Here is a 21,412-nt window from a genome sequence, read left to right as displayed (position 1 = left end):
TAGGTTGTATAGGATGAAGGAATCTTGTTCAAAATGATTGCTGAGGTGATGATAGAATGCGAGGAAGGAATAGTAAAAAGTCGCGAAAAGTAGTTCATTTATTTCAAAAACGCTGGGTATTTCCGGCAATATACATTGCTTGTGCGGCAGTCATTTTGTCAGTTGCTCTATGGTTTCAGGCAGCAAATCCAAAGAAAGCGCCAAATCATGAGGGAGCAACGCCGTATAATCAAGCAGAAGATCCAGGAATTCCAGTAACGAAGTCTTCTGAAGTTGTGAAAATGCCAGCTGCAGCAAATGCAGAAGTAGTAGTACAGAAGAAGTTTTATGAGGATGGAGCATCGGAGAAAGAGCAAGAACAAGCACTAGTCTTTTATAACAACACATATTCTCCAAACAAAGGAATTGATATCGCTGCCAAGAATGGGAAAGAGTTCGATGTGACCGCAGCTTTAAGCGGCACAGTAACAAAAGCAGAAAAAGACTCATTACTTGGTTATGTTGTAACAGTGGATAATGGAAATGGTGTTACAACATATTATCAAAGCTTAGGTAGTGTAAAAGTAGAAAAAGGTGCAAAGGTTGCACAAGGTGAAGTATTAGGAAAATCCGGCCTAAGTGCGATGAATAAAGAAGCAGGTTCTCATGTTCACTTTGAAGTACGTAAAAATAGTGTGGCTGTTAACCCAGAGAGCTACTTAAATAAATCTGTAGCGGACATTAAAGTAGAAGCAGGCGAAACGAAAGCAACAAGCGGTGCTGTAAATAAAACTGAGGATAAACAGCAAAGCAAAGATAAGTCTACAAGTGGCACGTCTGAAGAAAAGGGTAAAACGGAAAATAAGTCCACAAATAGCCAGCCTGAAGAGAAAGGGCAAAAAGAGGATAAATCTACAAATAGCAATCTGGAAGACAAGCAGCAAAAAGAAGAAAAATCAACAAATGATTCTACACAATCATCTAGCAATTCTTCTACACAACAATAATACAATAAAAAATCAATCCGACTTTCGAGGATTGATTTTTTTATTTTTATATACAAGTAACCAATTGCAAGGAAAGAATGGCAAGAACAAGGAAAAATAACGGTATTCTCGAATATATATGTCTAAAAGGAGGGGATTACTCTGTCATTTGTATTTGTTCTGACAAGTGTCATGATTTTATTGTTCGTTTTATTTACTTTATATTATTACATTACTAGCAAGAAGGAAGTTCCCCACCATCAATTATTAGAAGAAGAATATGATCATGAAGAATGACGCTCTTTTTTTAGGAGTGTCATTTTTTTGACCGAGAAAATTGTCATTGTTAACGTATTTCTCACACAAATTTGTAATTTTTCTTCACTTAGTCCGCAAAAATAGCGAACATGTAGCATATATCAGTAAGGCGGGCAATACAATGATATAAACCAAAGCAAAGAGAGTGTTTGAGGTGAGAAATCGTGAGGCATTTCAGTATAAATCCTAGAATATTTAACGCTTACAAACAGCACTCGAATTTACTTCTTAGTCGTATGCAGCGAGTCTCATTTCACGCTTCTCACATCCAATTTAGGGAGGCGAGTGGTGTGCACGATTACATCAAAGAGAGAACTATCAAGATTGGTAAGTATATCGTGGAGACAAGAAAGACAGTGCGTGTAATCGCAAAGGAATTTGGGGTATCAAAAAGTACAGTCCATAAAGATTTAACAGAGCGTCTGCCAGAAATTAATCCAGAGCTTGCAAATGAAGTAAAGGAAATTCTTGATTATCATAAGTCAATTCGTCATTTGCGTGGAGGGGAAGCAACAAAACAGAAATATAGAAAAGAAGATACAGAAAGAACCGTGCAACAATAAAAGACTAGAAAGCAAACATTCCTTATGCATTTCTTCGTAATTTTAAGAAGAATTCTTTTTGCGAATATTACGTTTCTGTTAAATTTATGATAAAATCAGAAATTAGGTGTAAAAGAATTCGGGTGCAACCTGACTTTGAATATTGAGGAGGAAAACATAGGAATGTTTGCGAGAGATATCGGAATTGACCTAGGAACGGCTAACGTATTAATTCATGTAAAAGGTAAAGGTATTGTATTAAATGAACCATCAGTTGTGGCAATTGATCGTAATACTGGCAAAGTATTAGCGGTGGGTGAAGAAGCAAGAAGTATGGTAGGACGTACACCTGGTAATATTGTAGCGATTCGTCCGCTGAAAGATGGTGTAATTGCAGATTTTGACATTACAGAAGCAATGTTAAAACATTTTATTAACAAACTGGATGTAAAGAGCTTCTTTTCAAAACCTCGTATTTTAATTTGTTGTCCAACAAATATCACATCTGTAGAACAAAAAGCAATTCGTGAAGCTGCTGAACGTTCAGGTGGAAAAACAGTCTTTTTAGAAGAAGAACCAAAAGTAGCTGCTGTCGGTGCTGGTATGGAAATCTTCCAGCCAAGCGGAAACATGGTTGTTGATATTGGTGGAGGTACAACAGATATTGCCGTACTTTCAATGGGTGATATTGTTACCTCTTCCTCTATCAAAATGGCTGGTGACAAGTTTGATATGGAGATTCTAAACTATATTAAACGTAAGTATAAACTATTAATCGGGGAACGTACATCAGAAGATATTAAGATCAAAGTCGGTACAGTATTCCCTGGTGCACGTAGCGAAGAGCTTGAAATTCGTGGACGCGATATGGTAACAGGCTTACCACGTACAATTACAGTATGTTCAGAAGAAATTACAGAAGCATTAAAAGAAAACGCAGCAATCATTGTACAAGCAGCAAAAGGTGTATTAGAGCGTACTCCACCAGAATTATCTGCAGACATCATTGACCGCGGTGTAATCTTAACAGGTGGCGGAGCATTATTACACGGCATTGACATGCTTCTTGCTGAAGAATTAAAGGTGCCAGTATTAATCGCTGAAAACCCAATGCATTGCGTAGCTGTTGGTACAGGTATTATGCTAGAAAATATTGATAAATTGCCGAAGCGTGCGTTGAAATAAGCAGTGATATTTTTAAAATAAATTCATGAAAAAAGTGCAAAGAGAATATTCTCTTTGCACTTTTTTCATGAATAAAGAAATTAGGTTAGAAGATATCACAATAAAAAAGAAAGCAATTTCATAAATAAAAGTGCCAAGAATTGTTATAGGTTTGTCATGGTTTGTCAACATAAATTATGATATAATCACCTTTGTGAATTTCATGTGAACTTAATGTAAATTATTTCTAAATAATCTGATTTTTAAAAGGATGGAAGTAGCATTTTAGGGTAAGTGATGAATCCCTGTTTTAAGCTACTTTATTTAATTATAAATCTAAAAAACAATTTATTAGGGGAGCGCTTAAACTATGAAAAAAGTAATTACGTATGGAACATTTGATTTATTACATTGGGGACATATCAATTTATTGAAAAGAGCGAAAGACTTAGGAGATTACTTGATTGTTGCTGTTTCTTCAGATGAGTTTAATAAATTAAAGAACAAAAAATCTTATCATAGTTATGAAAATCGTAAAATGATTTTAGAAGCGGTACGGTATGTGGATGAAGTAATTCCTGAACATAATTGGGAACAAAAAGTGAGAGATGTACAAAAGTATGATATAGATGTTTTTGTGATGGGCGATGACTGGGAAGGTGAATTTGATTTTTTACAAGAATACTGTGAAGTTATATATTTACCACGTACAGCGGGTATTTCAACAACGAAAATTAAGCAAGAACTATTACTAGTTGCTAGATAAGAATAAATGATAAGAGAATTAGTTATAGAAATCTATCTAATGATATTTAGCATTTTGCATTGTATCATGAAGGTGTTTCCAATTAAAAAGAAAGTTACTTTTATTATGTCTTATGGAGAAAATTTATTTTTCATTTACGATGAAATACAAAAACGAGGTTTAGATTATGAGGTAATTTTTCTGTATAAATCTACATGTAAATATGAAATAGATAGTTATTCTAATGTGAAATCTTATAAATTTGAAACAAAAAATATATTCCATACCATAAAATCTGTTTATCATTTATCTACATCTAGATATGTTATTATCGATAATTATTTTGGGTCACTAGCCAAAGTTCGTTTTAAAAGAGGAGTACAATGTATTCAAATTTGGCATGCCGCAGGTGCCTTTAAAAAGTTTGGGTTATTAGCTCCTTCGTTTAAAAAAAGAAGTTTGCGAGCTCAAAATAGATTTATGAATGTTTATAAAAATTTCCACAAGATTGTTGTAGGATCTGAAGCGCTTGCTGATATCTACAAAGAAGCTTTTGCTTTATCTGATAATAATATATTAAAAACAGGTATCCCGAGAACAGATTTGTTTTTTGATAAGCAGAGACAACAAAATGTTAAAGATAATCTCCTTAGGATAAATCCAAATCTTAAAAATAAAAAGGTGATTTTATATGCACCAACTTTTAGGGATAAAGAATTAACAGATTTTAAATTGCATTTAGATATAGATGCTATATACGAGTCTCTAAAAGATGAGTATATTGTTTTAATCAAGCTACACCCTGCAGTAAGAAATGAATTGAAATACAAGAATAAGTATACTGATTTTTTATATGATTATTCTTTGTATCCAAATATTAATGATTTATTCTTAGTAACAGATATTTTAATAACAGATTATTCATCTGTGCCATTTGAATTTTGTCTTTTAGATAAACCAATTATATTTTTTCTATATGATTTGAAAAAGTATGCAAAAAGAAGAGGATTGGTTGGAGATTGTCCAAACAATGTTCCAGGTCCTATTGTGTACACTACGAGTGAATTAATTCAAGTCATTAAAGGGAATTCGTTTGATATAAAAACTTTAAGAGAGTTTAAATTAGAATGGAATGAGTACTCTTATGGAAGTTTAAGTGAAAATTTAGTGAATTATTTATTTAGTTGTGAAAAATAAGAGAAAAATTGCTATTTAAAATGGATGTATTACTTTACAATGTTTATTTAATTGTAGAAGTTAACGATATATTGAATATTTTTAGGGGGAGATAAGTCAATGGGCTTACCTAGATTAAGCATAGTAGTGCCTATTTATAATGTAGAGGGATATTTAGAAGAGTGTCTCGATTCATTACTAGATCAAGAATATAATAATTATGAAGTAATTATGGTTGATGATGGTTCGCAGGACAATAGCGCCGATATTATGTTTCAGTATGCTGAGAAGTATAAAAACTTTTATGCATATAAAAAGCCTAATGGCGGCTTAGGGCATGCACGAAACTTTGGTTATGAATTTATTACAGGAGATTATGTGACATTTGTTGATTCAGACGATATAATTCCTAGCGGTTCATATAAGATTATGATGAATACGATTTTACAAACCGATTCAGATTTCATTATAGGAAATGTTATGAGATTTAATTCTACTAAGGAATTTCCATCTGTATTGCATAAGAAAGTCTTCAGTGAAAACAAGTTAAAGACCCATATTACGAAGTCACCAGAATTACTTTACGACACAACTGCGTGGAATAAAATTTATAAAGTTAGTTTCTGGGAGGAGCATAAATTTCGATTTCCAGAGGGAATGCTATATGAGGATATACCGGTAACGATTCCAGCTCATTTTAAAGCAAAAAGTGTAGATGTGTTAACGAATATTGTATATAAGTGGAGAGCACGTGATGCGGGGGATCAATCTATTACGCAGCAAAGAACAGATATTAATAATTTAACGGATCGTTTGAAAGCTTTAAGTATGGTAGATCAACACTTTAGTGAAAGTGATATTGATGGGAAAGTCAAAGCAGAAAAAGATTTAAAAACCCTTAGTATTGACTTACTAGTATATCTTAATCAACTTGATCAAGCTGATGATGAATATATAAACACATATTTCAAAAGTGTATCAAAGTATTTGAAAAAAGTAGATTTATCTGTATTTAAAAAGTTAAAAGTTATTGATCGATTGAAGTATCAGTTAGTAAAAAACAACGAGAAACAGGAATTGTTAGAGTTGTTAGAGTTCCAAAAAACTGAGCTGAAGAATTCGAAGCCAATTAAAAAGGGTGGCGTTTATGTTGCTGATTATCCTTATATTGAAAAGCTACCAATGGAACTAAGGGTATTGGAAGAAGAATTTGAAGCAGTTAGAAGAGTGGAGAGTGTAAGTTGGAATGATGATTGCTTAACAATCAAAGGGTATGCTTACATTAAAAATTTAAATGCAAAAAGCAAATCGGATGTTAAAATTGATGTTTTCATAAGTGATGAGCAAGGATCGATTAGAATTCCAGTGGAAGATATAACAATTCAAAAAAGAACAGATATTACAGCTAAAAGAGGTATTGCAGTAAGTTCGAAGGTTCCTCTGAAAAAAACTTTTAACTATAACTGGTCTGGATTTGAAATGAAAATTAATTTTGCTGATATTTTAAAATCCTATGAGCTGACAAGTGAGAAATATTATATTTTTTATACTATTAAAAATGATGGAATTGAGAGAACGTTTAGATTAGGACAGCCAGCTGCAGGACTGAAAACTAAACCGAAGTATAGAATTATTGATACGAATATTATTTACCCAAAGTATAATGCTGCATGGGATATTCGCTTAGAAGTGAGTCGAACAAAATCAACAGTTACCAAAATATATAGAGATAAGAAATATTTAATAATCGAAGGGAATACTTCATTTCCGATTAAAGACTCACAACTACTATTAATTAATTATGATTTAAGAAAATCCATTATAAAACCATTACAAAAAACAGATAATATGAATGCGTTTAAGGTGCTTATAGAAGCATCAAAATTAAGTAAGGTGAAGGAACGTGGTAATTGGTTTGGACATATTGTTGTAAATGACAAAAAAAATGCTTTAACTCTTATGCCGCCCAAATTTAATGAAATCAGTAGTGTTGGTGCGAATGAATTAGAGTTTGATCATAGTCCAGCAGGAAACTTACTAGTTAGAGTGGACAAATTCTCTCCTAAAGTAGAGTCATTAAAGATTTTTAAGAATAGAGCGGAATTAAGTGTTAAGATTGCCAATAATTTTTACCTGGGCGTTGACAGAAAGAAAATTGAACAATGTTTAGTGATTGAAAAAATAAATGGACATGAAAAAGTAATTGTGAACATGAGCAATTTTGAAATTAATAAAGGACATACGCTTTTATATTTTGAATTTCCGTTGTATAAAGACAAAGTATCTATGTTTGAAGACGGGCGTTGGCAGTTAAAGTTAAGGACAATTGGGCAGAAGAATCTGGAAAATAAAATAGAGTTTAGAAAAGAAAACGTAGATAGTGTACGTACTATTTTCAAAGACTATAAATATGTGATTTATCGTTCAAAGAAGGAAAATCTGTTAAGATTGCGAGTAGAACCTGAATGGAAATGGATTGAAAGAGGTCCAAGAAGACAAGAAATCATTAGAAAAGTATTATATCCTTTAATGAGATTGTTACCTTTGAAAAAGAAAACAGTGGTCTTTGAATCTTATTGGGGGAAAAACTTTGAATGTAATCCAAGGGCGTTATATGAATATATTAATGAATATAAAAGGGAATATAAAACAGTTTGGTTTTTGAGAGATCATCATGTAGATATGCCCGGAAATGCAGAGACCGTTAGAATTAATTCACTTAAATATTATTATTATCTAGCGACAGCTAAATACTTTGTAAATAATGTTAATTTCCCAGATTTCTATGAAAAGCGTAAAAAGGTGATTGAAATTCAAACAATGCATGGAACACCACTTAAAACGCTAGGACTAGATGCTCCAGGAGAAGTTGTTGGAGAAAGGCAGAAGGAAAAATTCTTAAGAAGATGTTATAGATGGGATTATTTATCGGTTCCAAGTGATTATGTTTCTGAAATTGCTAAAAGTGCATATGATTTTAGCAAAGAGTTCTTAAAAGTTGGTTATCCAAGAAACGATAAATTGTTTAGAGACAACAATAAAGAGAGTGTTAATAAGATCAAGAAAAAAATGGGGCTGCCTTTAGATAAGAAGGTAATGGTTTATGTTCCAACATGGCGAACAAAAGGTAAATTTAAAATGCCTATTAATTTAGATAAGTTGCAACAACAGCTAGGTGATGAGTACATTTTTATTGTTAAACTACATCATTTCTCGAAAAAAGGATTTTCACTAAGTAATTATAAAGGTTTTGCTTATGACTATACTCATTATGATGATATTCGAGACATGTATTTAATTGCAGATATTTTGATAACTGACTATTCGTCAGTCATGTTTGACTATTCACTATTAAATAAACCGATGTTGTTTTATACGTATGATTATGACAACTATAAAAATAAACTACGAGGTATGTATGTTGACTTTAAAGAGGAGGCACCAGGTCCGCTTATTGAAGATACAGATACACTCGTGAATGAAATAAAAGATATTGCTACATTCCCTGAAAGGTATCGAGAAAGAATCATGCGTTTTAAAGAAAAATACAATCAATATGATGATGGAAAGGCATCTGAAAAAATTGTTAATAAATTGTTTTAAAGAAACATCCTGATGCAAGGCTTGAGCTATATGGAAAGGGCCCATTTGAAAACGAATTAAACCAGTTAATTCGTGGATTTAAGATAGAGAAAAATATTAAATTAAAAGGGTATACCACTAATTTAAAGGAGATTTATGGTCAATCTTTATATACAGTTTTAACTTCGAGATATGAGGGATTTGGCCTTGTGATGTTAGAGTCTATGTACCAATCAACTCCTGTTATTAGTTATGATGTTCTATTTGGACCTAAGGATATTATTGATAATGGAGAAGACGGAATTTTAGTGGAGAATAAAAATATTGGGGAGTTATCTAATAAGATGACATACTTGTTAGATAATCCTGAACGAGCTATCGAAATGGGTAAAAAAGCTCATGAGAAAGTGCTAAATAACTTTTCTTTAGAAAACTATGTTCAAAAGTGGAGATCTTTATTTCATGAAATAGAAAGTAGAGCTAATTAAAATTTAATTTTTTTGATTTCAGTTTTATAGTATAGCTCATATATTCATGATATTTTAAGTGGAAAATTCAAAAAGCTAAGTGATATTAATATAATTCACTTAGCTTTTTATGTAAATAGTATTGTTGAGCTGATAAGGAGGATTGTTTGGAAAAAAGTTTCAGTAATTAGCGAGTAGGAAATGTACTTAGTAAGAGATATAATTTAGAAGAAGTACTAGATATAGAAATGATAGCAGAAGCTGAAGCAACATATTATTTAGCTAAAGAATTAAAGCATTGAAATACCGGTTACTAATGCGATGTATATATTATTCAATGAAAAGAGTGCAAAAGAAGAAGTAGATATATTAATGGGCAAAATGGAGAAGGGTAAAGCTTCGCATTAATGTATGTGAGCATAAAGTGATTGAATTAGAAGGTGTATAATAATATGAGCTTTGTAAAAAGAATAAAAAATCATTATATTGTAAAAAAAATATGTAAGGTAATATTTATTTTTTGTAGTTGTTTGCCTCCGAAAAAAAAATTGATTTTGTTTGAAAGTTATGCAGGGAAACAATATAGTTGTAATCCACGTGCGATTTATGAATATATAGTACGTAATAATATGGATTTTCAAATAGTTTGGAGTGTAAATAAAAATCATACGAAACAGTTTGACAAAGAAAATATCTCATATGTAAAACGATTTTCAATTCGTTGGTTTATTTTATTAGCTCGTGCACGGTACTGGGTAGTAAATAGCCGGATGCCCCTATGGTTACCTAAACCGAAACATACTATTTATGTACAAACTTGGCACGGAACTCCACTAAAAAAATTAGCAGGGGATATGAAAGAAGTGCATATGCCAGGGACTACAACAGAGAAATATAAACATAACTTTCATCGAGAAGCACAAAACTGGGATTATTTACTTTCTCCTAATGAATATTCAACGGAGATATTTAAGAGAGCTTTTCAATTTAAAAAGAATATTGTTGAGATAGGGTATCCTCGTAACGATTTTCTATATATAAATAATAATTCTAGAGCAATTAATACATTAAAGAAAAAGAATGGATTACCTGTAGATAAAAAGATTATTTTATATGCACCAACATGGAGAGATGATCAATTCTATAGTAAAGGGCGGTACAAACTAGATTTACAACTAGATTTAAGTCTCTTACAAAAAAGATTAGGCTCTGATTACATTGTTTTATTACGTATGCATTATTTAGTGGCAGAACAATTTAATTTGGAACCATATAAAGGATTTGTGTATGATTTCTCAAAACATGTAGATATAAACGAATTGTATGTATTATCCGACTTGTTAATTACAGATTACTCTTCAGTCTTTTTTGATTATGCAAATTTGAAACGCCCCATCATTTTTTACACATATGATATTGATTCTTATCGAGATAAGTTAAGGGGATTTTATTTTGATTTAGAGACAGAAGTTCCTGGTCCAGTTGTATTAAATACAGAAGAAGTGATAGAAGAAATCTTGAGGTTTGAAAAAAATGGACTAGATGAATTTGCAGCTAAATACGATAACTTCTACAACAAATATTGTTATTTAGAAGATGGTTTTGCTTCTAAGCGAGTAGTAGAGAGAATATTCTTCAGAGAGGCATAATAAAAAGATGAATTCAATGATTTTAGTGTTAAAAGAGCAGATAAATAGTCTTTATTTAATTAAACGTTTATCTATTTATCAAGTGAAAAGTACAAATAATAGCAATCATTTAGGGCTTGTTTGGGAAGTATTGAATCCTTTAATTCAAATGAGTATTTATTGGTTTGTATTTGGGATTGGAATAAGAGGAGGAAAAGGCGTAGATGGAGCACCATTTGTATACTGGCTTATGTCTGGGTTAGCAGTTTGGTTTTTTATTAGTCCGTCTATTCTACAAGCTTCTAAGTCCATTTATACTAGGTTAAATATGATTTCAAAGATGAATTTTCCAATGAGTGTGATTCCGAGTTATGTAATTATATCAAACTTTTATCAACACTTAATATTAGTTGGTATTGTAACGATTATTTTTCTTACAACAGGTCAAGGAATCGTGATTCACTATATCCAACTTTTATATTATATGTTTGCAACACTTATGTTTATATTTGCATTCTCTTTAATAACTTCTACATTAGCTACAATTGTGCGCGATGTTCAAATGGTTGTTCAATCTTTAATGCGCATGTTACTGTATCTAACACCTATTTTATGGACACCAGATAAGTTACCAACTATTCTACAAAAGATTATGCAATTAAATCCATTGTGTTATATCATTGAAGGTTATCGAGATTCATTTTTAGGTACAGGATGGATTTATGAAGATATTCAATATGCGCTTTATTTTTGGATCATTGTCTTTTTAATGTTATTGATTGGTGCAACGCTACATGTGAAATTTAGAAAACACTTTGTAGACTATCTATAATGAGGATTGTAAAGATGAATAATTCAGTGAAGTTTCATAATGTAACAAAAAAATATAAAATGCACAGCAAAAACTCTGATAAGTTAAAGGATATTATATATCCTAAAGGATATGGAGAAGATTTTTATGCATTGCGAAACTTAAATTTTGAGGCTAAAAAAGGTGATGTTATTGGTATTATTGGGATCAATGGCTCTGGGAAATCAACAATTTCTAATTTGCTTGCTGGTATTACTCCCCCTACATCTGGAAGAATTGATGTTAAAGGGAAAGTAGCACTGATTGCAATTGCAGCTGGACTTAACAATCAATTGTCGGGTAGAGAAAATATTGAGCTTAAATGTTTAATGCTCGGGTTAAGCAAAAAACAAATTGAAGAATTAACACCTCAAATTATCGAGTTTGCTGATATTGGTAAGTTTATTGATATGCCAGTTAAAAAGTATTCTAGTGGAATGAAGTCACGATTAGGTTTCGCCATTTCCGTTAGTATTAATCCTGATATACTTGTGATTGATGAGGCTTTATCAGTGGGAGACCAGACATTCGCAGATAAATGTTTAAAGCGTATGAATGAGTTTAAAGAACAAGGGAAAACAATATTTTTTGTTAGTCATTCTTTAGGGCAAGTAAAGAAATTTTGTACAAAGGCCTTATGGCTCGAATATGGTGAAATTAGAGATTACGGGCCTATTTATGAAGTTATGCCGAAATATGAGAGCTTTTTAAAGAAATATAAAGAAATGAGTAAAGAAGAACAACGAAAATTTAAAAAAGAGGCAATGGACAAGCAAGCTGGAAAAGGGCTAACAAAAATCCATGGTGCTTTAGATGAAGCAAGAAAAGAAGATGAAAAGTATATATCTATATTGAAAAGAAAAAAAACACCTCGAAAAAAAGACAAAAGAAAGTATAAGTATGGAAAAAGCCTTATTATTATATTGCTTACTGTGTTAGGTGGAATGACATTTTGGCAAAAAGATAATATATTGCATTACTTACAGGCAAAAGAGAAAACAGAAACCCATACTAATAAAGAGAAAACTGTTAAAAAAGAAGTAAATCCAATTGCTACTTTAGATGTTCGATATGTCAGTTCTGCCAAAGCTCGTGTAAGAAGTATGCCAAACTTAGAGGGAAAAGTAGTTGCTACGATAGTGTTTGGTACACAGTTTCTAGTACAAGATAAAAAAATAGATCAGGAATCTGGAGTCAATTGGCTAAAAATTGTTTTTGATAATGGCGAGGAAGGATGGATTAGTGAGGCTATAGTTGCTTCGATTCCATTTGAGAATGCTTTGCCATATGACGAGACTGTTAATAAGCTAAAGAAATTAGATGGATTACCTCAAGGCTTTGAGAGATTCATTGCTTTTTTAGGGAAGAATAGAGAAAATGTAACGAGTATAATAGGAGTTCCACAAGAACAGCAAAAATTATTAAATGGAATATTAACGCAGCATAAAGATATTGACGTTTTATATAATAATCAATCAATAGCGAAGGAAATAAATATTAAACATGTCAGTATACCAAAGTCTAAATTGATAGAACAATTGGGTGAGGGACAATTAAAATCTGAAGATAATTCATTATACATTTATCGTTCCAATAAATTTGATTTTAAATTTTCTATTAATGGTTTGATGGTAAATCAAATTTCTATTGTAGATGTTTCAAAGTAAGATAAGAGGTATACTTGTGCAATTATAACAAGATATTATGTAGTATTGAAGCTATATTTAGGAGGAATTGTGTTGAAGAAAGTAAAAAAAGCTATTATTCCAGCGGCAGGTCTAGGAACACGTTTTTTACCTGTAACAAAAGCAATGCCAAAGGAAATGTTACCAATTGTTGATAAACCAACAATTCAATATATCGTCGAAGAAGCGATTGAATCTGGAATTGAAGATATTATTATTGTAACGGGAAAAGGTAAGCGGGCAATTGAAGATCACTTTGATCATTCCGTTGAACTGGAGCAAAATTTATTAGAAAAAGGAAAGTACGAAATCCTTGAAAAGGTACAAGAGTCTTCCAGGATTAATATTCACTATATAAGACAAAAAGAACCAAAAGGCCTTGGACATGCTGTTTGGTGTGCGCGTAAATTCATTGGTAATGAACCATTTGCAGTATTGCTTGGTGATGATATTGTCCAAGCAGAGACTCCTTGCTTACGTCAACTAATGAATCAATACGAAACAACAAAATCGTCTGTTATTGGGGTTCAAACAGTGTTAGAAAACGAAACGCATCGTTATGGGATTATCGATCCAATAGAACAAAGTGGTCGTCGTTATCAAGTGCGTCAATTTGTCGAAAAGCCAGCACAAGGAACAGCGCCATCAAACTTAGCAATTATGGGTCGTTATGTTTTAACACCAGAAATTTTTGCCTTCTTAGAAGATCAGCAGACAGGTGCTGGTGGTGAAATTCAATTAACCGATGCAATTCAACGTCTAAATGAAATTCAACGTGTATTTGCATATGACTTTGAAGGAAAACGCTATGATGTTGGAGAAAAATTTGGATTTATTCAAACGACTATTGAGATGGCATTACAACATGATGAATTAAAGAGTGAGTTATTGGACTACATGAAACAATTATTAGAAAGGGAAGTAGTTCTTAATTAGCTATAATAAAACCCATTTTTTGATAGGTGAAAAATGGGTTTTATTATAATTTATTTAGCTAATCAATATTCAGGGAATAGATAAATTTGTGGTTTCTGAGAAAATTAAAGTGAATTTACTATAAAAAGTTAACCTATTATTAAAATATAACATTTAAGAAAACATAAGGAAAATAAAGAAATACATACTAAAAACAAGAAATTAATAGAAAAATGGATGTAAATTAGATTTTTCTTTCTTATTTTTGTCATATATAATGAGTTGTGAATACGACACTTAAGGCAACAAATGTTTTGGTACATATATTGCCTTTCCCTAACTTGGGCACACACTTCTTTCTACCTCCGTGTCAGCTGTAATTATTTTTATTATACGAAGCTTGTTATTGAGAAAAGAGTGTGTGCATTTTTTTATGAAATAAATAGCGTTTCTTTTTTATAATGACAAACCACTGGCAAAATGGGATAATAATATATATCCTAGTGGTAAGACCAATATGGAAGAAGGAGCGATATTTTCATGTTAAACATAGAACAAATTAAAGAAATCATTCCGCATCGTTACCCATTCTTGCTAGTTGATAAAGTATTAGAAGTAGAAGAGGGAAAGCGCGCAGTTGGAATTAAAAATGTATCTGCAAACGAAGAATTTTTTAATGGGCATTTTCCTGACTATGCAGTCATGCCGGGGGTATTAATTGTGGAAGCATTGGCTCAAGTCGGAGCAATTGCGATATTAAAGAAAGAAGAAAATCGTGGACGTCTTGCCTTCTTTGGAGGAATTGATCATTGCCGTTTTAAAAAGCAAGTACGCCCAGGAGATCAACTTCGATTAGAAGTAGAAATGACACGCGTACGCGGTCCAATTGGAAAAGGAAAAGCTGTTGCGACAGTAGATGGTGAAATTGCCTGTGAAGCAGAAATTACATTTGCTCTTGGAGAAAAGAAGGAATAAGGGATAATAATAAATTTAAATAGACGAATAACGAAAAATGTTATTCGTCTATTGTTTTAGATGGACATATTGGTGTAGTATTTGTGGTTGGAGAGGAATATCTTGAGGGTAAATGCTAAAAAGGGAAATATATCGTATAATTAGGTATGGTCTTAAATTTGGGAACTGAATCTTTATAATTAGGGAGTTATTGTTGGTTAAAGAAAGAAAGGTGAAAGAATGAAAAAGAAGATTTTATTATGGATATTAGGAGTTATAGGAATCATGATTATAGGTGGAGGAATTTACGCCTACAACATTTATTCCTCCGTTTCAAAAACATTAGATGAAGTTCATAAACCTTTAAAACGTGATGAAAATAATAAGCAGGAAGAAAAAATTAGTAAGTCTAAGCCTGTTTCAATTTTATTACTAGGAGCAGATGAACGTGGAGCTGATAAAGGACGTTCAGACTCTCTTATGGTTATTACGCTCAATCCACAAACGAACTCTATGAAAACATTAAGTATTCCTCGTGATACGTACACAGAGATTGTGGGAAAAGGAAAGAAAGATAAGATTAACCATGCCTATGCATTCGGTGGAGTAGACATGTCTGTTGCGACAGTAGAGAATTTCTTAAATATTCCTATTAACTACTATATAGAAGTGAACATGGAAGGATTTAAGGATATTGTTGATGCGGTTGATGGAGTAGATGTAAATAATGATTTAGAATTTACACAGGACAAGCATCATTTTGCGAAAGGAAATATCCACCTAACAGGTGATGAGGCTTTAGCATATACTCGTATGCGTAAGGCAGATCCACGTGGAGACTTTGGACGTCAAATGCGTCAGCGTCAAGTGATGCAAGCTGTTATTAAAAAAGGAGCAAGCTTCTCTTCACTTACAAACTACGGTGATGTATTAAATGCAATTCAAAAGAACGTGAAGACGAATTTAACACAGGATCAAATGTTTGAGATGCAGAAAAACTATAAAGATTGTTTAAAAAATAGTGAGGAAATTCAAATCCCAGGAGATGGTCATAAAGCAGCTGACGGCATTTGGTACTATTATGTTACAGATCACGCAAAACAAGAGTTAACAAATAAATTAAAAGCGCATCTTGAATTAACACAATGATGTATAAACTCAACTCCTAATAAAAGGAGTTGGGTTCATTTTTATATAGTTTTGTATCAAAATTATATAATATAGGATTGGTAGATAAATGGATAGGATTTAAATAAAAAGGTAGGAGAAGATGCATATGAATTCAATCTTAATCTGTGGTGGAGCGGGTTATATCGGTTCTCACGCTGTAAAGAAATTAATAGATGAAGGTTTATCTGTAGTTGTTGTGGATAACTTGCAAACAGGGCATGAAGATGCGATTACAGATGGTGCAAAATTTTATAAGGGAGATCTTCGTGATAAAGAATTTTTAAGAAATGTTTTTCAAAAGGAAACCATTGAGGCGGTTATGCATTTTGCAGCGGATTCTCTTGTTGGAGTTAGTATGGAGAAGCCACTTCAGTACTATAATAATAATGTGTATGGCGCACTTTGCTTACTTGAAGTAATGGATGAGTTTGGCGTAGATAAGTTTATTTTCTCGTCTACCGCAGCAACTTATGGCGAGGTAGATGTGAAGCTTATTACAGAGGAAACCCCGACAAATCCAACAAATACGTATGGTGAAACAAAGTTAGCAATTGAAAAGATGCTTCATTGGTATAGCCAAGCTTCTAACTTAAAGTATAAGATTTTCAGATATTTTAATGTAGCTGGGGCAACATCAAGCGGTATCATTGGTGAGGATCATCGTCCAGAAACGCATCTCATTCCGCTTGTACTGCAAGTTGCTTTAGGTCAACGTGAAAAGATTATGATGTTTGGTGATGATTATAATACGCCAGATGGTACTTGTATCCGTGACTATATTCATGTCGATGATTTAGTGGTAGCTCATTATCTTGGATTGAAAGACTTGCAAAATGGTGGAGAAAGTGATTTTTATAACTTAGGGAATGGTAATGGCTTTAGTGTAAAAGAAATCGTGGAAGCAGTTCGTGAAGTTACAAATCATGAAATTCCAGCAGAAGTAGCGCCAAGAAGAGCAGGAGATCCAGCTCGTTTAGTTGCTTCTTCTCAAAAAGCGAAAGAAAAATTAGGTTGGAATCCGCAGTATGTAGACGTGAAAACGATTATTGAACATGCGTGGAATTGGCATCAAAGTAAGCCACATGGATATGAAAAGTAAATTGATTCCGTATATAAAAATTTTTAGTTTAAATAATAAATAGTAATGATAAAAAAGAGGCGATCATCGACAAAATATGTTCGATGATCGCCTCTCTTTTTTTGTACGATATTTGCTATACTAAAATATGCGATGAAAGGAGGAGACAGATGAAAATTCTCGTGGTGGATGATGAATCGAGCATTCGGAATTTGATTCGGATGCAGCTGGAGATCGAAGGATATGAGGTACTGACGGCAGCTAGTGGGAAAGAGGCGCTAGAGAGATGGGAAGATGGGCCGGATGTGCTCATTTTAGATGTGATGCTTCCGGATATAGATGGATATGAGTTGCTTCGTTTGTTTCGGGAGAGGGATCGCGATATTCCGGTGCTGATGCTGACAGCGAAGAGTCAGATGAATGATAAGTTGCTTGGGCTTCAGCTTGGTGCAGATGATTATGTGACGAAGCCATTTAATTATGCCGAGCTGATTCTTCGAGTGAAGAATATGGCGCGGCGCGTGACGAAGAGGGAAGTGCCTCAGAATCATGAGGTGATTCGTGCTGGCGAGATTGTCGTTTGTCCAAAGGAACGGAAGGTGCATGTGAATGGAGAGGAAGTGCAGCTGACGTACCGGGAGTTTAATTTATGTAAGCTGTTTGTTTCGAATCCGCAGCGCGTATTTATGAGAGAAGAATTGCTTGAGAAGGTGTGGGGCTTTGAGTATATCGGGAATACAAGAGCGGTGGATATTATGGTGCAGCGCCTTAGAAAGAAACTTAAGGCAAGTGGTGAGCATATTAAGACAATTTACGGTGTTGGATATAAGCTGGATTGTTAGGTGATGAGATGTCGTTAAAACGAAATATGGTGTTTGGCATTGTCGGATTGTTGATTCCGATTCTTTGTCTTTTATATACAGTGATTTATATTGCGCTTGAGAAGAATATGTATCGTAATGCAGCGGCTTCCTTAGAGAAGCTAAGTGTAGAAGCGCAAATGTATACGATGAATTATATAGAGAAGGAAGCAGAAGTAGAGAAAATCGGACAAAGTTCTCTTCTAGTGGCATCTTATTTAGCAAAACGCATGGATGTCCGCGTGCAGATGATTGGGAGAAATGGAGACGTTGTGGCAGATACGGAGAAAGGGGCATTGCTTCATAAGAACGTCGATATTGAGAAGTCATTACAAGGAAAGAAAGCGTATGTGTTTGAAGATAATGAACCAGCGCCGCTCCTTTTATTTTCAAGTCCGGTTTATTATGGAAACGATGTCATTGGCTCCATTCGCTTTATTAGTGAGCTAAAGGATGAGAAGGAGATTTTAACAAATGTGAGCTGGACGTTTCTTATGACATCGCTTTGTTTAGTTGCAGGAGGAATTTTCTTTGCGATTCGATTAGCAAATTCACTTCATAAGCCAATTGATCAGTTACGGCAAATGGCGCAGCGGCTCGCAAATGGCGATTATCAAAGTAAGATTGAGCTGAATGAATATGTAGAAATTGCGCAGCTTTCTGCGTCCTTTAATGCGATGGCGGATGGGATTGAACTTCATATATCGCAGCTGAAGGAAGAGAAGGAAAAGCAAAAGGATTTCTTAGACCGAATTACACATGAGTTAAAAACACCCCTTACAGCGATTATTGGGTATGTCGATTTAATTCCAAAGTTAAAATCAAGGGAAGATATAAAGGAGAGTCTCCGTTATGTTTCGGTGGAAAGTCATCGATTATTATCGCTTGTGGAGGAACTCTTGCAATCATCAAAATACGGAACGAGTACGTTTGAAGTGTCGCCAACGATTGTGAATATAAAGGAGTTAGCAGACGAAGCCATTTCCATTGTTACTCCGCGCCTGCAGCAATTTGAAATTGAGGTAATTCATGAATTACCGGAAATATATGTTGTGGCGGATTTTGATAAGACAAAGCAGATTTTCTTAAATGTGCTTGATAATGCGATTAAGTATAGTGATGCTTCAAAGATAAGTTTGAGTGTTACGATGAATGAACGGGAAGCAAAAGTAAGGATGTATGATGACGGAATTGGCATGGATGAAGAAGTGCTAGCTGAATGGAATCGCTCTTCAAAAGGGACAAAGCTTACTTCTAGTTATGGAAATGGCTATGGCTTATCCATTTGCCAGGAGATTATGAATAAGCAAGGCGGAAGCATGCAGATTGAAAGCAGCGCGGAAGTGGGAACGATTGTGACGCTGACATTTTTATTGCCAAGGCATATGGAAGATATAAAAAACTTGAAAGCGGTTGAATGATACATTTATGAAACAATTATGCGGTATTTTCGAAACAACGTTTTTTTATCTTGGAGGTAGGCAGAAATGAAAAGGCTATCATTTCAAATTCTTTTCTTTGTCTTTTGTATCATTGCTTCTTTCATATTGTTTTATATGTTAGAGGAGCAGTTATATAACCGCATTACAATTGTGGATGATAAAGAAGCCGTTTTAGAAAAATCGAATGAATCTCTTCCGACTGAAGTAAGAGTAAAGCATGAGAAGTGGGGAGAAGTCGTTGTAACGGATGAAGTTCGTCTACATGCGATCGTTTCGTTCTTTGATCGAATGAAAGTAGAGCAAACAGAAGCGAAGGTCCAGGAACAAGTATTTACTGGAGAAGTAACATACTTGAATGGACATAAGCGTACTTTTGCAGTAGGTGACTTGTTCCAGTACGGGGCAGAGGTATACGGCAAGAAGGGCATGAATACGATGGTTTCTGCGTTTCAAACGTATTTACTAAGCCTCTATTATACGCCGGAGTTGATTTACAAATTCTTTGCCTCGGCGCAGGAAGTTGTGATAAAGCAAGGCGGAAGGGTACGTACGGTGGATCTTACGCCAATTTTAGATTCGATTCGGCAAGCAAAACAAATAACAGATTATGGAGAAATTCAGAAGCTATTGCAATCACAGAATGAACCGATTGCTTATGTGACTGCTTATCACAGAGGAAAGCACGTTGCGAATCATCGTGAGGATATATTGACAATCTCTGTCTACCCTTCGTACTTCGTTGTGCAGTATCTTGGTGATAATAATGGGAATGTCATGTATATGAAAGGCTCCCTAGCTGATTTGCTTGTAAAGGAGAATGTTTCATGAGAAAGATAGCCTTTTTTCTTTTTTTGCTTGTAATGGGAGGAGCGATGTCTAGTTGCTCTCGAGATACAACCTCTATTCAATATCATAAAAATGGTCTTCCAAATTTAAAGGATCGTCATCTTGTTGCGTATGTAGCGGCTCGTGAAGAAGTAGGTGAAGCGCTTCTATCATCATTTTGTAAGCCGCGCGGGTGTACGTATGAGTTTATTCGCCTTTCGACAGAAGAAATATTACGAAGAGTAGAAGAGGAATCGAAAAGTCCGAAGGCGGATATTATTATTGGTGGTACATTAGATGCGCATCAAACGATGAAGCGAAAAAAGCTATCCATTCCGGTTACAAGTCAGCATGCCAGTCGTCTTTCTACAGCTGTTAAAGATAAAGATGACTTTTGGTATGGCTATGAAGTAGAACAACTTGCGATTATGGTGAATAAGGAGCGGTGGAATGAAGAAATTGCGCCGCTAGGACTTTCTTATCCGAAGGAGTGGAAAGACTTATTACACCCTGCATATGCCGAGAAAGTGGTCATGCCGAATCCCAATATTTCAGGAACTGCCTACACGTTGTTCCAATCATTTATTGATACATTTGGTGAAGAAGAAGCAAAAGGGTATGTGAAAAGTCTTGCCCATCAAGTTGCGAAAGTGACAATTAATGGATATATGCCGGCTGAGTATGTAGCAAGTGGGGAATATTTGATCGGAATTAACTTTATAGGAGATCAGCGAATGCTTCAAAAACAGGGCTTTCCGATTGTAAGTCAAGTGCCGGGGCAGACAGGGTTATCTGTGAACGCCATTTCGAAACTAAGAGATGCACCAGGTGGTATTCTAGCGGATTTATTTATTGATTATTGCTTATCGGAAGAAGCGGGGCATATTTTAGAGAAAGTTTCGTTTGGCGTGCCGACTATGCTTGCGAAGAATCAGAAAGAAATAGAAGGTCAGCCTGTGAGAAGAACAAATAAAGATATATCAAATAGTGGGCTTATCGAGATTTGGAATAGACAGCGTCTCTCTCAAAAGTAGATAAAGGAGAAG

General features: G+C 34.0%; 19 protein-coding genes. All 19 read left to right on the top strand.

Annotated elements, in window-relative coordinates; translation table 11 throughout:
• The first annotated feature begins 56 nt into the window (after window positions 1–56).
• The 19 genes from MR056_RS06810 (at window position 57) to MR056_RS06720 (ending at window position 21,400) form a co-directional block, all read left to right on the top strand.
• A complete protein-coding gene (locus tag MR056_RS06810; protein ID WP_012096249.1) occupies window positions 57–986 on the top strand; it encodes a stage II sporulation protein SpoIIQ in 930 nt (309 codons plus the stop codon).
• 141 nt (window positions 987–1,127) lie between these two features.
• Window positions 1,128–1,262, top strand: coding sequence for an ABC transporter ATP-binding protein (locus MR056_RS06805; RefSeq protein WP_081428417.1), 135 nt, complete (start codon window positions 1,128–1,130; stop codon window positions 1,260–1,262).
• A 311-nt stretch (window positions 1,263–1,573) separates the two neighbouring features.
• Window positions 1,574–1,846, top strand: a complete 273-nt coding sequence (gene spoIIID / locus MR056_RS06800) for a sporulation transcriptional regulator SpoIIID (protein ID WP_041810135.1) — start codon at window positions 1,574–1,576, stop codon at window positions 1,844–1,846.
• Window positions 1,847–2,008: 162 nt separating this feature from the next.
• The gene (gene mreB / locus MR056_RS06795; RefSeq protein ID WP_012096246.1) at window positions 2,009–3,010 is read left to right on the top strand and encodes a rod shape-determining protein; all 1,002 of its coding nucleotides are present in this window, start codon (window positions 2,009–2,011) and stop codon (window positions 3,008–3,010) included.
• 349 nt (window positions 3,011–3,359) lie between these two features.
• Window positions 3,360–3,755 carry a glycerol-3-phosphate cytidylyltransferase gene (gene tagD / locus MR056_RS06790; protein ID WP_048723538.1) on the top strand — a complete coding sequence of 132 codons (396 nt, stop codon included), beginning with the start codon at window positions 3,360–3,362 and terminating at the stop codon, window positions 3,753–3,755.
• A 6-nt stretch (window positions 3,756–3,761) separates the two neighbouring features.
• Window positions 3,762–4,931, top strand: coding sequence for a CDP-glycerol glycerophosphotransferase family protein (locus MR056_RS06785; protein ID WP_242136534.1), 1,170 nt, complete (start codon window positions 3,762–3,764; stop codon window positions 4,929–4,931).
• Between the two features lie 99 nt (window positions 4,932–5,030).
• On the top strand, window positions 5,031–8,513 hold the full coding sequence (locus MR056_RS06780) for a bifunctional glycosyltransferase/CDP-glycerol:glycerophosphate glycerophosphotransferase (RefSeq protein WP_048723534.1): 3,483 nt from the start codon (window positions 5,031–5,033) through the stop codon (window positions 8,511–8,513).
• Window positions 8,504–8,980: a glycosyltransferase gene (locus MR056_RS06775; protein ID WP_094398368.1), complete on the top strand. Its 477-nt coding sequence runs from the start codon at window positions 8,504–8,506 to the stop codon at window positions 8,978–8,980. The genes MR056_RS06780 and MR056_RS06775 overlap by 10 nt, the downstream gene beginning before the upstream one ends.
• Before the next feature lie 431 nt (window positions 8,981–9,411).
• The gene (locus tag MR056_RS06770; protein ID WP_048723531.1) at window positions 9,412–10,608 is read left to right on the top strand and encodes a CDP-glycerol glycerophosphotransferase family protein; all 1,197 of its coding nucleotides are present in this window, start codon (window positions 9,412–9,414) and stop codon (window positions 10,606–10,608) included.
• Between the two features lie 7 nt (window positions 10,609–10,615).
• Window positions 10,616–11,419: an ABC transporter permease gene (locus MR056_RS06765; protein WP_048723529.1), complete on the top strand. Its 804-nt coding sequence runs from the start codon at window positions 10,616–10,618 to the stop codon at window positions 11,417–11,419.
• 14 nt (window positions 11,420–11,433) lie between these two features.
• Entirely contained in the window at window positions 11,434–13,104 is a 1,671-nt protein-coding gene (gene tagH / locus MR056_RS06760; RefSeq protein ID WP_048723526.1) for a teichoic acids export ABC transporter ATP-binding subunit TagH, read from the top strand.
• Between the two features lie 72 nt (window positions 13,105–13,176).
• Window positions 13,177–14,058, top strand: coding sequence for a UTP--glucose-1-phosphate uridylyltransferase GalU (gene galU / locus MR056_RS06755; RefSeq protein WP_048723524.1), 882 nt, complete (start codon window positions 13,177–13,179; stop codon window positions 14,056–14,058).
• Window positions 14,059–14,577: 519 nt separating this feature from the next.
• The gene (fabZ, locus tag MR056_RS06750; protein ID WP_048723522.1) at window positions 14,578–15,012 is read left to right on the top strand and encodes a 3-hydroxyacyl-ACP dehydratase FabZ; all 435 of its coding nucleotides are present in this window, start codon (window positions 14,578–14,580) and stop codon (window positions 15,010–15,012) included.
• Window positions 15,013–15,231: 219 nt separating this feature from the next.
• Window positions 15,232–16,140 carry a polyisoprenyl-teichoic acid--peptidoglycan teichoic acid transferase TagU gene (gene tagU, locus MR056_RS06745; RefSeq protein WP_048723520.1) on the top strand — a complete coding sequence of 303 codons (909 nt, stop codon included), beginning with the start codon at window positions 15,232–15,234 and terminating at the stop codon, window positions 16,138–16,140.
• A gap of 127 nt (window positions 16,141–16,267) precedes the next feature.
• The gene (galE, locus tag MR056_RS06740; protein WP_048723518.1) at window positions 16,268–17,260 is read left to right on the top strand and encodes a UDP-glucose 4-epimerase GalE; all 993 of its coding nucleotides are present in this window, start codon (window positions 16,268–16,270) and stop codon (window positions 17,258–17,260) included.
• Between the two features lie 149 nt (window positions 17,261–17,409).
• Window positions 17,410–18,081, top strand: a complete 672-nt coding sequence (locus MR056_RS06735) for a response regulator transcription factor (protein WP_012096242.1) — start codon at window positions 17,410–17,412, stop codon at window positions 18,079–18,081.
• Window positions 18,082–18,089: 8 nt separating this feature from the next.
• Window positions 18,090–19,520, top strand: coding sequence for a sensor histidine kinase (locus MR056_RS06730; RefSeq protein WP_012096241.1), 1,431 nt, complete (start codon window positions 18,090–18,092; stop codon window positions 19,518–19,520).
• A 66-nt stretch (window positions 19,521–19,586) separates the two neighbouring features.
• Window positions 19,587–20,369: a DUF3919 family protein gene (locus MR056_RS06725; protein ID WP_012096240.1), complete on the top strand. Its 783-nt coding sequence runs from the start codon at window positions 19,587–19,589 to the stop codon at window positions 20,367–20,369.
• On the top strand, window positions 20,366–21,400 hold the full coding sequence (locus tag MR056_RS06720) for an ABC transporter substrate-binding protein (protein WP_012096239.1): 1,035 nt from the start codon (window positions 20,366–20,368) through the stop codon (window positions 21,398–21,400). The genes MR056_RS06725 and MR056_RS06720 overlap by 4 nt, the downstream gene beginning before the upstream one ends.
• Window positions 21,401–21,412: the final 12 nt, after the last annotated feature.

This window comes from Bacillus cereus group sp. BfR-BA-01360, from assembly GCF_022663595.1.
Lineage (GTDB): Bacteria > Bacillota > Bacilli > Bacillales > Bacillaceae_G > Bacillus_A > Bacillus_A cytotoxicus.
This window is presented reverse-complemented; position numbering and strand designations above follow the sequence as displayed.

Bases quoted from the DNA above. Each gene is read 5' to 3' on its own strand.
- tagU (WP_048723520.1), top strand. From the start codon at position 15,232: ATGAAAAAGAAGATTTTATTATGGATATTAGGAGTTATAGGAATCATG.
- MR056_RS06765 (WP_048723529.1), top strand. From the start codon at position 10,616: ATGAATTCAATGATTTTAGTGTTAAAAGAGCAGATAAATAGTCTTTAT.
- MR056_RS06720 (WP_012096239.1), top strand. From the start codon at position 20,366: ATGAGAAAGATAGCCTTTTTTCTTTTTTTGCTTGTAATGGGAGGAGCG.
- MR056_RS06725 (WP_012096240.1), top strand. From the start codon at position 19,587: ATGAAAAGGCTATCATTTCAAATTCTTTTCTTTGTCTTTTGTATCATT.
- MR056_RS06770 (WP_048723531.1), top strand. From the start codon at position 9,412: ATGAGCTTTGTAAAAAGAATAAAAAATCATTATATTGTAAAAAAAATA.
- MR056_RS06810 (WP_012096249.1), top strand. From the start codon at position 57: ATGCGAGGAAGGAATAGTAAAAAGTCGCGAAAAGTAGTTCATTTATTT.
- MR056_RS06785 (WP_242136534.1), top strand. From the start codon at position 3,762: ATGATAAGAGAATTAGTTATAGAAATCTATCTAATGATATTTAGCATT.
- MR056_RS06730 (WP_012096241.1), top strand. From the start codon at position 18,090: ATGTCGTTAAAACGAAATATGGTGTTTGGCATTGTCGGATTGTTGATT.
- tagH (WP_048723526.1), top strand. From the start codon at position 11,434: ATGAATAATTCAGTGAAGTTTCATAATGTAACAAAAAAATATAAAATG.
- MR056_RS06780 (WP_048723534.1), top strand. From the start codon at position 5,031: ATGGGCTTACCTAGATTAAGCATAGTAGTGCCTATTTATAATGTAGAG.
- tagD (WP_048723538.1), top strand. From the start codon at position 3,360: ATGAAAAAAGTAATTACGTATGGAACATTTGATTTATTACATTGGGGA.
- fabZ (WP_048723522.1), top strand. From the start codon at position 14,578: ATGTTAAACATAGAACAAATTAAAGAAATCATTCCGCATCGTTACCCA.
- galE (WP_048723518.1), top strand. From the start codon at position 16,268: ATGAATTCAATCTTAATCTGTGGTGGAGCGGGTTATATCGGTTCTCAC.
- mreB (WP_012096246.1), top strand. From the start codon at position 2,009: ATGTTTGCGAGAGATATCGGAATTGACCTAGGAACGGCTAACGTATTA.
- MR056_RS06735 (WP_012096242.1), top strand. From the start codon at position 17,410: ATGAAAATTCTCGTGGTGGATGATGAATCGAGCATTCGGAATTTGATT.